10 protein-coding genes are annotated in these 12960 nt (G+C 71.6%); 6 read left to right on the plus strand and 4 right to left on the minus strand.

Going from position 1 to position 12960, the window contains the following annotated elements:
- The first annotated feature begins 37 nt into the window (after positions 1-37).
- Complete coding sequence (locus ACFQVD_RS37590; protein WP_343962621.1) at positions 38-898, plus strand: TatD family hydrolase; 861 nt, start codon at positions 38-40, stop codon at positions 896-898.
- Positions 899-903: 5 nt separating this feature from the next.
- Here the strand turns inward: ACFQVD_RS37590 and ACFQVD_RS37595 are convergent, their stop codons facing one another.
- The 3 genes from ACFQVD_RS37595 to iscB form a co-directional block, all read right to left on the minus strand.
- Positions 904-2289, minus strand: coding sequence for a hypothetical protein (locus ACFQVD_RS37595; protein WP_343962619.1), 1386 nt, complete (start codon positions 2287-2289; stop codon positions 904-906).
- Complete coding sequence (locus ACFQVD_RS37600) at positions 2286-4022, minus strand: serine/threonine-protein kinase (protein ID WP_343962617.1); 1737 nt, start codon at positions 4020-4022, stop codon at positions 2286-2288. The genes ACFQVD_RS37595 and ACFQVD_RS37600 overlap by 4 nt, the downstream gene beginning before the upstream one ends.
- Before the next feature lie 192 nt (positions 4023-4214).
- Positions 4215-5558, minus strand: coding sequence for an RNA-guided endonuclease IscB (iscB, locus tag ACFQVD_RS37605; RefSeq protein WP_343962615.1), 1344 nt, complete (start codon positions 5556-5558; stop codon positions 4215-4217).
- A 528-nt stretch (positions 5559-6086) separates the two neighbouring features.
- On the opposite strand from iscB, the gene rsmA reads away from it, so the two are divergent.
- The 3 genes from rsmA (at position 6087) to ACFQVD_RS37620 (ending at position 9896) form a co-directional block, all read left to right on the plus strand.
- Complete coding sequence (rsmA, locus tag ACFQVD_RS37610) at positions 6087-6947, plus strand: 16S rRNA (adenine(1518)-N(6)/adenine(1519)-N(6))-dimethyltransferase RsmA (RefSeq protein WP_343962613.1); 861 nt, start codon at positions 6087-6089, stop codon at positions 6945-6947.
- A 90-nt stretch (positions 6948-7037) separates the two neighbouring features.
- On the plus strand, positions 7038-7940 hold the full coding sequence (locus ACFQVD_RS37615) for a 4-(cytidine 5'-diphospho)-2-C-methyl-D-erythritol kinase (RefSeq protein WP_343962611.1): 903 nt from the start codon (positions 7038-7040) through the stop codon (positions 7938-7940).
- Positions 7941-8084: 144 nt separating this feature from the next.
- A complete protein-coding gene (locus ACFQVD_RS37620) occupies positions 8085-9896 on the plus strand; it encodes an ABC-F family ATP-binding cassette domain-containing protein (protein ID WP_343962609.1) in 1812 nt (603 codons plus the stop codon).
- Positions 9897-9970: 74 nt separating this feature from the next.
- Here the strand turns inward: ACFQVD_RS37620 and ACFQVD_RS37625 are convergent, their stop codons facing one another.
- On the minus strand, positions 9971-10522 hold the full coding sequence (locus ACFQVD_RS37625; RefSeq protein ID WP_343962607.1) for a MarR family winged helix-turn-helix transcriptional regulator: 552 nt from the start codon (positions 10520-10522) through the stop codon (positions 9971-9973).
- Positions 10523-10578: 56 nt separating this feature from the next.
- On the opposite strand from ACFQVD_RS37625, the gene ACFQVD_RS37630 reads away from it, so the two are divergent.
- Together ACFQVD_RS37630 and ACFQVD_RS37635 are read left to right on the plus strand one after the other, a co-directional pair.
- The gene (locus ACFQVD_RS37630) at positions 10579-11343 is read left to right on the plus strand and encodes a trans-aconitate 2-methyltransferase (protein ID WP_343962605.1); all 765 of its coding nucleotides are present in this window, start codon (positions 10579-10581) and stop codon (positions 11341-11343) included.
- Between the two features lie 117 nt (positions 11344-11460).
- On the plus strand, positions 11461-12939 hold the full coding sequence (locus ACFQVD_RS37635; RefSeq protein WP_343962602.1) for a CYTH and CHAD domain-containing protein: 1479 nt from the start codon (positions 11461-11463) through the stop codon (positions 12937-12939).
- Positions 12940-12960 lie beyond the last annotated feature (21 nt).

The raw sequence follows: 12960 nt of genomic DNA on the forward strand, positions 1-12960 counted from the left end.
GCGCGGGCCGGGCCGGCTCCTCGGTAGGTTGGACGGCGTGAGCACGCAGAAGCTTCCCGCCGCCCCCGAGCCCCTGCCGGCAGAGGTGTTCGACAGCCACTGTCACCTGGACATCATGGTGGGCAACCGCCAGGCGTCCTCGGGCGACCCGGTCGCGCAGGCCGCGCAGGCGGCTCAGGCGAGCGTCCAGGGCATCCTCGACGAGGCCCGCGCCGTCGGCGTGACGCGGCTCGTCACGATCGGCTACGACCTGCCGTCCTCGCGCTGGAACGCCGAGACGGCCGCGCTCCACCCCGATGTCTACGCCGGGGTGGCCGTCCATCCCAACGAGGCGCACGCCTCGACGCCGGAGACCCTCGCCGAGATCGAGCGGCTGGCCCGCCTGCCGCAGGTCAGGGCGGTGGGGGAGACCGGGCTCGACTACTACCGCGACTGGGCGTCGAAAGAGGACCAGCACGCCAGTTTCCGGGCGCACATCGAGATCGCCAAGCGGACCGGCAAGGCCCTGGTGATCCATGACCGCGAGGCCCACGACGACGTGCTGCGCGTGCTGGCCGAGCAGGGCGCCCCGGAGGTGGTGGTCTTCCACAGCTTCTCGGGCGACGCCGAGATGGCCAAGCAGTGCGTCAATGCCGGATATTTCATGTCATTTTCTGGGCCGGTCACCTACAAGAACGCCGGATACCTCCGCGAGGCCGCGAGGGTCGCGCCGAGCGAGCTGATCCTCGTCGAGACCGACGCGCCCTACCTCCCGCCCACGCCGCACCGGGGCAAGCCCAACGCGCCCTACCTCATCCCGCTCACGCTGCGCTGCCTCGCGGAGGTCAAGGAGATCGGCCTCGCCGACCTCGCCGCCGCCGTCAGCGCCAACGGAGAGACCGTCTTCGGCTCCTGGTGACGGGTTCAGCCCACCGCGGCGCCGAAGTCGGCGGAGACGCCGCCGTCCAGGGCGGGGACCTTTCCGGTGCCCGGCGAGAGCGGGACGCCCTGGGCGTCGTTGCGGCCCAGCAGGATGACCGTTCCGGTGCCCGCCTGGTCGGGGGCGCCGACGACCAGCCGGTTGCCGCTGAACCCGACGGACCAGCCGAAGTGGTCGCCGGCCTGGCTCTGGGTGATCAGCCGACTCCCCGCCGGGTCGTCCACCGGCACCAGCCGCACGCCGCCGCGCCGGTCGGGGCCGTCGAAGGGCACGCCCACGGCGAGCCTGACCCCTCCGGAGGCGGTGAACGCCAGCGAGAACCCGTACCCCTCGCCCGCCGCCCCCTCGGAGCCCTGGTCGAAGGTGGCGGCAGGGGTGATCTCCAGGGTGCTTGAGGCCCGGAACAACTGGACGAGACCGGAGTCCCGCACGCCCACGCGGTCGCCGAGCGGGGCGCTCACCGCGAGATAGCCGACGTCGCCCTCCTCGGCATAGGCCATCGCGTAACCGAACCGGTCGCCCGCGCCGGCGTCGACGATCTCGCGGAGCTCCCACTTCCTGCTCCGGTACTCGCTCCGGGACCCGCGTACGTCGAAGATCACTGTGAGCGCCCCCGCGTCCGGTTCGCCCCCGCCGGCCTGGGGCCCCGTTCCGTCGTCGTTCTCGTACGGCGACCCGACCGCGAGATCCGGTTGGCCAGGGGTACCACCCAGTTCGCCGATCGCCAGCGACCAGCCGAACATGTCGCCGGCCTCGCCGTTGCCCGTGACGCCCTTGGACTCCTGGGAGATCCGCCGGCCCTCGCCGGACGCCTCGGTGTCGAACAAATAGACCGCGCCGGAGTCGGCGACACCGTCGGCGTTCTCGTGCGGGGCGCCGACCGCCACCAGTGTCCCGCCGGAGGCCAGGGACCAGCCGAAGTGGGCGTCGGCCTCGGGTGAGGGAGAGACCAGGCGGATCGTCCTGGGGTCGGGGCCGCCGTGCACCACGTAGACCGCGCCCGCGTCCCGGTAGCCCGCCACGTCCGCGTACGGGGCGCCGATGAGCAGGTCGGCGCAGCCGTCGCCGTCGATCCTGGCCAGCCGCACCGACCACCCGAAGCCGTCGCCCGCCTCGGTCTCGGCGACGGTCACGGCCTTCCCGTCCTCCCCCCGGCCGAACAGCACGTGCACGGCCCCCGCGCCGGCCAGCCCGCCGGGATCGGCGAACGGGTCACCGGCCGCGATGTCGTCCACCCCGTCGCCGTCGAAGTCGCCGGTGGCCGTTCCGGTGCAGTCGGCGGCCGGGGCGGAAGCGGCATCGGACCAGGCGGACCCGGTGGACGACCACACGACCGCGGCCGCGGCCACGAGAGAGAGCAGCAGCCTCATGACACCCTCACCTCTATCTCCCCGCCGCCCTCGATCACCGTTCCGGTCAGCTTCGCGGGTTTGCGGGACGGGGGCAGGTCGTAGACCAGGACGCCGTCCACCTTCGCCCCGGGGGGCAGGGTGGCCGGAAGTTCCGTCGACGCGCTCTCGGCGGTGTGCGCCGTGCCGGTGTCGTCGAGCAGGGTGAGCGGGGTGCGGCTGAGCCGGGCCGCCTCCGCGCCGGTGTTGACCAGCGTCCACGGGATCGCGCAGAGCCTGCCGCGTACCGGGGTGGCGTTCTCGTAGACGGTGAGCCCGCACGCCGGGACGCGCGGGATGATCAGCTGTGGATCCTCAAGGAAGGAGCCTGTCGTGACCCGGCGGCCCACGTCGGTGGCGCCGTCGCCGACGATACCGCCGGTGCCGCCGGTACTGCCCGCCCGAGGCTCCCCCCGGCCACCCTGGTCCGGGCCACGCAGGTTCAGCAGCACGACGACCGTGACGGCCAGTGCCGCGAGCACGGCCAGCCCGGCGAACAGCCAGCGCCGCCGGGGTGCCGTCCCCTCGGCGCCCGGCGCGTCCGATCCCGCGGGAAGCCGGAAGCCGGGCGATGTCCCGGCCGGGACGGGGCCGGTGAACGGTTGTGACGGCGATGTCGTGGGTTCGGGCCGCGAGGGCGAGGGGGAGTCCACAGGCGCCGGTGCCGTGGAAGGGCCGGGCGGCGCGGGCGTGGCGGGGGCGGTGGCCGGGTCCGCGGGCTCCTGGGTCGGTGACGAAGCGGGGAACCGCGCCCCCAGGTTCAGCGCGCTGAGCGTCTGGGTGGAGTCGGGTTCCACGTTGGCGGGCGGCTGCCAGGACTCGTGGAGCAGATCGCTGGCTATCAGCGTGGGCGGATCGGCCCGGGTGGGGGCCGGTGAGGACGGGGCGGCGATCCCACCGCCGACCAGGGCGATCAGCAGGTCCTGGGCGGTGGGCCGCTGGTAGGGGTCCATCGCGGTCGCGCGGCGGGCCAGGTCGTTCAGCGGGGCGGGGAGCGCGCCCAGGTCGGGCGGGCTGTTGAGCAGCCGGGTGGCCATCGTTATCAGGTCGCCCCGCCCGTAGGGGTGGCGGCCGTTGCCCGCGTACGCGACCAGGCAGCCCCAGGCGAAGATGTCCGCGGCCGGCGTGATGTCCAGGCCCCGGACCTGCTCGGGGGCCCACCAGCCGGGGCTGCCGAGCACCTCGCCCGAGCGGGTGAAGCTGTGCGTGGAGTCGAGGGCCCTGGCGATGCCGAAGTCGATCACACGGGGCCCGGACATGGACAGGATCACGTTGGCGGGTTTGAGGTCGCGGTGCACCAGGCCGGCGACGTGGATCGCGGCCAGCGCCGCCGCCACCCCCAGGGCCACGCCGTGCAGCGTTCCGGGCTCCAGCGCGCCGTGCTCGGAGATCTGGCGGGACAGCGGCGTGCCCGCGATGTACTCGGTGACCATGTACGGCCGGTTGTCGTCGCCGGTGCCGTTGTCCAGCACCTGCGCCGTGCAGAACGAGGCCACCCGCCGGGCGTTCTCGACCTCCGCGTGGAATCTCGCGGCGAAGCCGTCCTCGACCGCGACCTCCGCTTTCACCACCTTGAGCGCGACCGGCCGTCCCGCCGGCGCCAGTGCCAGGTAGACGGTCCCCATCCCGCCCTCGCCAAGGCGCCCGAGCAGGCGGTAGGCCCCGATGCGCTCGGGGTCGCCGGATCGCAGTCCTTCGACACCGGGCTGGTTCACCGCAACCTCCCGAGGATGCCCCGGCCTTCAGGACTCAGTTGCCCAATTCGTTTTCGATCTCCGCGACCTGCGTGCCCGGAACCGGATAACGACGCCAGACGTCGACCGGCGGCAATTAAGCAACAGAGTCCTTCAGGCCGGGGAGGAGCCGGGAGCGGGAGGGCCGTCAAGGCCCGAGCGTGCCCTGACCGATCAGTCATGTCGATCGGCTTCTTTCCGGGTCTTGTAGCCGTAGCCGTCCGCGCGCTGAAGGTGACGGACATGGCGGTGGTTGATCCCGGTGACGCGGCCGTGCCGGGTGGTGATGTCGAACGAGCCAGAAGAGCGGACCAGGACTCGCCCGAGGTGAATCCCGGCCTTCTTGCCCGCCGGGACGTTCGCCCGGACCAGGTCGCCGGTCTGGAAGCCGTGGTGCCGTTTGCTCCGTGGCCGGACAAGACGGGGGAACCCGTACCGGTCAGGAATGGTGCGGGCATAGGTGCCGCGACCGGCCGCCGTGACCACCAGAAGTGTGGACGGCCAGGCGGTCACACTCTCCAGTTCGCCGACGTGCAACGCGTCCAACGTGTGCGACTTGGCGGCGCCGGTACGCGACCGGTTCCACTTCGTACGACCGCCCGAGGCGGTGTGAACGGGCAGGCCGGTCGCTTCCAGGGCCCGCCACAGCGCCCACCTGGTGGCGTTGACGGCGGCGGCATCCCACAGCGGAGCCTTCGCCTGCCGGAGGATCTTCGCCAGGAGGACGGGCTTGTCCTTGAGGAACTCCTCCACCGGGGTGGCGTTCTTGGCCTGGTTACAGCCGATGCAGGCCAGGGTGAGGTTGCTGATCCGGTCCGAGCCGCCCCGGGAACGCGGGTGGATGTGATCGATGTTCAACGGCACGTCCTGCTTGCCGCAGTACGCGCAGGCGCGCCCCCACTTGGTGAGCAGGTATTCGCGGACCTCGTACCCGGCGAGGGTGCCCTGCTGGTACTCCACCCCTTCGAGCGGCCGCCCGGCCGACAGGGCGTGCGTGTCGAAGGAGACCCGCTCCACGTGCACGGCGGTCACGGGCGCCCACCGGGTCAGCCGCGCCACCCACGACATGGTGGTGTCCACACGGTGTCGCAGGGACGGCGCGAGCCATCCCTGCGGTTTGGTGCGGTTGAGGAATCGGGGGGATCGGTAGCGCAGGTTCGCGCCACGGCGTCGTCGTCGATACCGGGAGCGGGCGGTGAGCCTGTCGCGGATCGCCGCGCCCCGGTGGTCGAGCCGGATCGCATACCTCCCTGTCCGGCTCCCGTCGTGGCCGGTGAACACGGCCAGGCCGGTGTGCTTGGAGCCGGGGTCGATACCGACCTGCACGCCTTCGACGGTCGAGGTCGCCGCGTCGCGGTCCTTGAGACGGATGACGAACGGGGTGTGACGCACCACGACCGCCCGCCCGGCCGCGAGCAGGCGGCGGGCGCGGGCGGGGTGGCAGGGGTCGAGCGGGTGGCCGCGGGCGTCCAGGACGAACACGGCCGGGTGAACCTCACGGTTCGCTCCCTCGGACACCGAAGCGTCCTCGGGGTGACGCCGAGCAGACCGGGTGCCGGTCCGCTCGGTCTCCCCTCGCCCAGGTTGAACACCAGGTACCGCCGCGAGGCGGTGTCCGTGAGCCGTTTCGTGCCCACCCTCGGGCGTGTCTGCTCCCACGGATTCCAGAGCGGCAGGCTGAGGAAGCACCCGCCGGTGGGTCTGCGATCTTGTGTTCAACGTAGCCATCACAACGCACCTCTCTGAGCTGACGGCTAGGGCTGGTCAACGCGGGGCTTGTCAAGCGCATCGCTGCACCTCAAGCCCCCTCCTTCAGGAGGGGGTCGTTGACCGGGAAGGTTCCCTTTACTCGCAGTCGGTCCCCCGTATGGCAACGTTATCCACAAGGGAACCTCTCGCGCTTCATCCAGCGTCCTCGCATGTGCTTTGGTGCGGGAAACTTGTCGAATGACATGGGAGAGCGACCTTGGGTGATCGAGGCAGGCAAATGGGAGAGCACAGCGGTCCGGCGGGCGTGGAATCCGGGCCACTGCGTAAGGGACCAGCATGAGCCTTCTTGGTCCAGCGGAAATACGTATTTTGGCGAACAAGCTCAATATTCGTCCTACGAAGAAGCTCGGCCAGAACTTCGTGATCGACGCGGGCACGGTCCGCAAGATCGTGAGGGTGGCCGAGCTTGAGCCCGACGACGTGGTCATCGAGGTCGGTCCAGGGCTGGGGTCGCTCACGCTCGCGCTGCTTCCCGAGGTCCGCGGCGTGATCGCGGTGGAGATCGATCCCGTTCTCGCCGCCCAGCTGCCGCTGACGATCGACCGGCACGCCCCGGAGCTCGCCGACCGGCTCACCGTGGTGCTCGCCGACGCCATGCGCGTGCTGCCCGAGGATCTGCCCGAGGAGCGGCCGAGCGCGCTGGTCGCCAACCTTCCCTACAACGTGTCGGTCCCGGTGCTGCTTCACCTGCTGGAGACGCAGCCGTCGCTGCGCAAGGTCCTGATCATGGTTCAGGCCGAGGTCGCCGACCGGCTGGCCGCCGTCCCCGGTTCCAAGGTCTACGGCATCCCCTCGGTCAAGGCCGCCTGGTACGCCGATGTCCGCCGGGCCGGTCCCGTCGGCCGCACCGTCTTCTGGCCGGTTCCCAACGTCGACTCCGGCCTGGTCGCGATGGTCAGGCGGGAGCCGCCCACGACGGTGGCCACTCGCGAGGAGGTCTTCGCGGTGGTGGACGCAGCCTTCGCCCAGCGCCGCAAGACCCTGCGTGCCGCCCTCGCCTCCTGGGCCGGTACGGCCCCCGCCGCGGAGCGGGCGCTGCGGGCCGCCGGGATCGATCCCGGCGCGCGCGGCGAGCAGCTCACGGTCGAGGATTTCGCGCGGATCGCCGAGAACCGTACGTCTGAAAGCAGTACATAGTGTGATTTGCCGGTTCGTTTGCGTGCGGGGGGGAGGGATCCCGTTACGATCTGACGTCGTGACCAGTGAGCGAGCCCCCATGGGGGACGCATGAACTCCGTGACCGTCCGCGTACCAGCGAAGGTCAACCTGCAACTTGCCGTCGGACCGCTCCGGGATGACGGCTACCACGACCTCGTCAACGTCTTCCACGCCGTCTCGATCTTCGACGAGGTCACGGCCACCGCGGAGACCGGGATGAGCGTCCGGGTGGAGGGCGAGTCCGCGGACCAGGTGCCCGAGGACGGCGACAACCTCGCGATCCGGGCGGCCATCGCGCTGGCCGGGCACGCGGGCCGCCCGTACGGGGTGAACCTGCTCATCCGCAAGTCGATCCCGGTGGCGGGCGGCATGGCGGGCGGCAGCGCCGACGCCGCCGCGGCCCTGGTGGCCTGCAACGAGCTGTGGGGTCTCGGCCTGCCGCGCGAGGACCTGATGGAGATCGCCGCCGACATCGGCAGCGACGTCCCCTTCGCCCTGCTCGGCGGTACGGCGATCGGCACCGGCAGGGGGGAGCGGCTGACCTCGCTGGACGTCGCGGGTACCTTCCACTGGGTGTTCGCGCTGGCCGACGGCGGCCTGTCCACGGCCGCGGTCTACGCCGAGTGCGACCGCCTCCGCCAGGCGAGTGGCGAGCTGGTGGCCTGGCCCCAGGCAGCCGGGGCACTGCTGGCCGCACTCCGCGAGGGAGACGCGGAGGCCCTCGGCGCCCAGCTCGGCAACGACCTGCAGCCCGCCGCCGTGGCGCTGCGCGGCTCGCTGGCCCACACCCTGGACGCGGGGCGAAAGCAGGGCGCGCTCGGCTCGCTGGTCTCCGGCTCCGGGCCCACCTGCGCCTTCCTCGCCCGGTCGGCGGCCCACGCGGGCGAGCTGGCGGCCGGCCTGAAGGACGCCGGCGTGGCGCGCGACGTCATCACCGCCCACGGCCCCGTGCCCGGCCCGGCGGTCGTCTAGGCTCTCCCGGTCACCCGTCCCCCGTGGGCGCACGACCGGCCGTCTCGCCGGTCGGGGCGGTCATCCGATGGAGGCGCCGTCCTGGACGGGACGGTTCTCGCGACGGGGGCCGGGTGGGCCGGGAGCGGATACGCTTGTCTGGCGATGAATCTGGTCAATCTTGAGTCGGTCTCCCACTCCTACGGTCCCAAGCCCCTGCTCAACGACGTCTCACTCGGCATCGAGGCGGGCGACCGCATCGGCGTGGTCGGCCGCAACGGCGGTGGCAAGACCACCCTCATCTCGGTGATAGCCGGTGACCTCAAGCCGAACAGCGGACGGGTCACCCATAACCGGGGGCTCCAGGTGGGGTCGCTGTCGCAGGGCGACGACCTCGACCCGGCGCGCTCAGTGAGCGAGATCGTCCTCGGCGACAGATCCGAGCATGAATGGGCGGGTGACGCGGGCATCCGCGAGATCCTCGCCAACCTGCTCGGCGACATCGACCTGACCGCGCTCGCCGGGAGCCTGTCGGGAGGTGAACGGCGCCGCACGGCCCTGGCCAAGCTGCTCATCGACGAGCACGACCTGATCATCCTGGACGAGCCCACCAACCACCTCGACATCGAGGCGATCGACTGGCTCGCCAGACACCTGGCCGGCCGCAGGACCGCGCTGGTGGTCGTGACCCACGACCGGTGGTTCCTGGACGCGGTCTCCACCAGGACGTGGGAGGTCGTGGACGGCGCGGTCGAGCGCTACGAGGGCGGGTACGCCGCGTACGTGCTGGCCAAGGCCGAGCGTGCCCGGATCGCCGCCTCCGCGGAGGCCCGCCGCCAGAACCTGATGCGCAAGGAGATCGCCTGGCTGCGCCGGGGTCCGCCCGCCCGCACCTCCAAGCCCAAGTTCCGCATCGACGCCGCCCAGGCGTTGATCGCCGACGAGCCGCCGGCCAGGGAGAGCGTCGAACTGGTCAAGTTCGCCGCGGCCCGGCTGGGGCGCACGGTCTACGATCTTGAGGACGTCACGCTGCACGCCGGGGGACCCGGCCAGGGGCCGCTGGTCCTCGACCACTCGACCTGGCAGTTCGGCCCCGGCGACCGGATCGGCCTGATCGGGGTGAACGGCTCCGGCAAGTCCTCGCTGCTCCGCCTGCTCGCCGGTACCGTGCACCCCGACTCGGGCAGGCTGGTACGCGGCAAGACGGTCCGCCTGGCGCACCTGTCGCAGGAGCTGGGCGAGCTCGACCCTGAGCGCCGGGTACTGGAGACCGTCGAGGAGGTCCGCAAGTTCGTGCAGGTCGGCAAGAAGGAGTGGACCGCCTCCCAGCTGCTGGAGCGCCTCGGTTTCAAGGGGGACGCGCAGTGGAAGGTCGTCGGTGACCTGTCCGGTGGCGAGCGGCGCCGCCTGCAGCTGCTCCGCCTCCTGATGGACGACCCCAACGTGCTGCTGCTCGACGAGCCGACCAACGACCTCGACATCGAGACGCTCAACGAGCTGGAGGACCTGCTCGACGGCTGGCCGGGCACGCTGATCCTGGTCAGTCACGACCGCTACTTCCTGGAGCGGGTCACCGACAGGACCGTCGCCCTGCTCGGTGACCACAGGCTGTCGATGCTCCCCGGCGGAGTGGACGAGTACCTGTCCCGGCGGGCCTCGGGGGCGGCGCTGTCCGCGCGCGCGGCGTCCGGTGCGGTCTCCGGTGCGGCCTCCGCCACCTCGGCCACGGTCCCGAAGGAGACGACGGCCGGTCTGTCGGCGCGTGAGGAGCGCGATCTCCGCAAGGAGCTCTCCCGCCTGGAACGCCAGCTCGACAAGTTGAGCGGCCGCGAGACGAAGCTGCACGAGTCGATGGCCGACGCCGCCGCCGACTACGAGCGGCTGGCCTCGCTCGACGCGCAGCTGAAGGAGATCCTCGCGGAGAAGGACTCGATCGAGGGCGAGTGGCTGGAGCTGGCCGACCGCCTGGGCGAGTGAGTCCCGCGAGGGTGGCCGGGAACACGCCTTCGGGACGCGCCGGGTTTATCCCGCCGCTCTCGGGCAGGGGAGGGTCAGTGCGCTCCGGTGTCGGTCGCGTCAAAAGGGACGAGTAGCGTGCGCAGCAGGTCCGAAAGGGCCTGCTGTTCGCGTTCCTGCAGGCTGGCCAGGAGCTCGCGTTCGCGGCGCAGCAGGTCGGCGAAGGCGTTGTCCACCCGGGTCCGCCCGGCGTCGGTCAGGGAGACCAGGACGCCGCGCCGGTCCTCGGGGTCGGGGCGCCGCCTGACCAGCCCGGCCGCGGCCAGCCGGTCGATCCGGTTGGTCATCGTGCCCGACGTCACCAGCGTCGCGCGGAGCAGGGCTCCCGGGCTCATCTGGTACGGCTCCCCGGCCCGGCGCAGGGCGGTGAGCACGTCGAACTCCCAGGTCTCCAGGTCGTGCTCGGCGAAGGCGGCCCGGCGGGCGCGGTCGAGATGGCGGGCCAGCCGGGAGACTCGGCTGAGCACCTGGAGCGGCTCCACGTCGAGATCCGGGCGTTCCTGGTTCCAGGCGGCGACCAGCAGGTCGACCTCGTCCTTCGCTCCGGCCGAACGGCCGGAGTCATGGTCCGCGTGGTGCAGGGTCATGTCAGGAGTCTATCTGTCTTGACATCGAGATATCTCGCCGGATATCAATTGTCTTGATGTCGAGATATATTTGGGACCCCGTGATCTACGGCCGCTACGCCGACGAGCGCTCGCGCCCCTTCTTCGATCTTGTCTCCAGGATAGCCGTGGCGGACCCCGGCTACGTGGTCGACGCGGGCTGTGGCACCGGCGAGCTCACCGCCGAGCTCGCCAGGCGCTGGCCGGACGCCCGGGTCCACGGCTTCGACTCCTCGCCCGCCATGATCGAGAAGGCGCCGGCGGGCGGTTCGCTCTCCTTCTCCGTCGACGACGTCACGCGCTGGCGCCCTGAGCGGCCGGTCGACGTGATCGTGTCCAATGCCGTCCTGCACTGGGTGCCCGGCCACCGCGAACTGCTGCCGCGCTGGGTGGAGGCCCTCGCCCCCGGCGGCCGGCTCGCCTTCCAGGTCCCCGGCAACTTCGACGCTCCCAGCCACGCCCTGGTCCGCGAGCTCTGCCGGACGAGGTGGCGCGACCGGCTGGGCGACCTGGCCCGTCCCTCCCCGGTCGACGACCCGGCCGGCTATCACGACCTGCTCGCTCGACTGGGCTGCCGGGTGGACGCGTGGGAGACCACCTATCTGCACGTGCTCCCCGGCGACGACGCCGTGCTCTCCTGGATCACCGGTACCGCCCTGCGCCCCATGCTCGGCCGACTGGACCCCGCCGAGGCCGCCGGTTTCCTCGCCGACTGCGCCGCCCTGCTCCGCGAGGCCTATCCCCGCGGGCCGTACGGCACGGTCTTCCCCTTCCGCAGGATCTTCGTGGTCGCCGGGAGGTGACCGGGTGACGCGCCGCCGCCCGCCCGGCGGGTGCCGGTGGACCGCTGATCTCAGGAGCGGGTTTCTGGCCAAACAACCGGGCATGAATGGATATATGGGCAAATTAGGGGATGACCTGTGGCAATAGAGATCGAGGATAAGTTCGACGTGCCGGAGGATTACCAGCTGCCGGATCTCACCGGACTTCCGGGCGTCGGGGAGGTCGTGGGTCCGAAGACCCATCGGCTGGTGGCCCTCTACTTCGACACGCCCGATCTGAGGCTCGCCGCGCGGGGGATCACCCTGAGAAGGCGCAGGGGCGGCACCGATCCAGGCTGGCACCTCAAGCTTCCCAAGGCCAAGGGCGTACGGCAGGAGATCACCCACCCGCTGACCCGGAGCATCAAGATCGTTCCTGCCGAGCTGGCGGATCTGGTGCTCGCCTACACCCGGGGTGCCCCGCTGGCGCCCGTCGCCGAGCTGGACACCCGCCGTGCCGTCACCACGCTGGTCAACGGCGCCGGGGTGAGGCTGGTCGAGATCGCCGACGACCGGGTCAAGGGCACGGTGCTCGGTGACGAGCCCCACGTCGAACGCTGGCACGAGGTCGAGGCGGAGATCCTCCATGGCGACGAGAGGCTGCTGAAGAAGGTCGGAAAGCGGCTGCGCAAGGCCGGTGCCGGTCCCGCCGAGTCGGCGAGCAAGCTCGCTCGCCTGCTCGACGGCGCCGGAGCGACCCACAGGCAGCCGCCTGCCAGGACGGCCCCGGGTTCCGCGGGTGAGGTCGCCGTCGGTTATCTCACCGCCCAGGTCGGCGCGTTGCTCGCGCAGGACCCCCGGGTCCGTAAGGCCGAGGAGGACGCCGTGCACCGGATGCGCGTCGCCGCCCGGCGGCTCCGCAGCGCGATGAAGTCGTTCAGGACGGTCGTCGGGGGCACCGGGAGTGTCCAGGACGAGCTCAAGTGGCTCGGCGCGGTCCTCGGTGAGGCACGCGACCTGGAGGTCATCCGCGAGCGGTTCGCGAGCAGGCTCGACAGCCTGGACAGCGCCCTGATCGTGGGTCCGATCAGGGCGCGCCTCAGCTCCGACCTGCTGGACGACGAGCACGAGGCCCTCGACCGGATCAGGGACGCCCTCAGCGGGGAGCGCTACTTCGCCCTGCTCGACGCCCTCGACGACCTGATCGCCACCCCCGTGCTCACCAAGGCCGCGGGCAGGCCCGCGGAGAGTCTGAAGGCCGTCGCGGCCAAGGGCTGGCGCCGGGTCGCCAGGGCCTACGACACCGCGCTGTCCATCGAGAACCCCGCCGAGCACGAGTCCGCCATGCACGAAGTGCGCAAGGCGGCCAAGCGGGCCCGGTACACCGCGGAGGTGCTCGGTATGAAGAAGCTGGCCAAGCGGGCGGAGGCGATACAGGAGGCGCTGGGCACCCACATGGACGGCGTCGTCGCGCAGGAGCGGCTGGCCGCCGAGGCCGCGAACGCCCGCCTGGCGGGGGAGGACACCTACACCTACGGCGTGCTGACCGGCGTGGAGCGGGCCGGGGCCGAACGCGCCGCCGAGGAGTTCCCCCGGCTCTGGGCCGACACCGAGAACGCCGTCGCGAAGCTTCTCTGACGTCCTCTCGACCGCCACGTA

The sequence above is a fragment of the Streptosporangium amethystogenes subsp. fukuiense genome (assembly GCF_042665875.1).
Lineage (GTDB): Bacteria > Actinomycetota > Actinomycetes > Streptosporangiales > Streptosporangiaceae > Streptosporangium > Streptosporangium fukuiense.

Coding starts and splice junctions, on each gene's coding strand:
- ACFQVD_RS37595 (WP_343962619.1), bottom strand. CDS start 2,289: ATGAGGCTGCTGCTCTCTCTCGTGGCCGCGGCCGCGGTCGTGTGGTCG.
- rsmA (WP_343962613.1), top strand. CDS start 6,087: ATGAGCCTTCTTGGTCCAGCGGAAATACGTATTTTGGCGAACAAGCTC.
- ACFQVD_RS37615 (WP_343962611.1), top strand. CDS start 7,038: ATGAACTCCGTGACCGTCCGCGTACCAGCGAAGGTCAACCTGCAACTT.
- ACFQVD_RS37620 (WP_343962609.1), top strand. CDS start 8,085: ATGAATCTGGTCAATCTTGAGTCGGTCTCCCACTCCTACGGTCCCAAG.
- ACFQVD_RS37625 (WP_343962607.1), bottom strand. CDS start 10,522: ATGACCCTGCACCACGCGGACCATGACTCCGGCCGTTCGGCCGGAGCG.
- ACFQVD_RS37630 (WP_343962605.1), top strand. CDS start 10,579: ATGTCGAGATATATTTGGGACCCCGTGATCTACGGCCGCTACGCCGAC.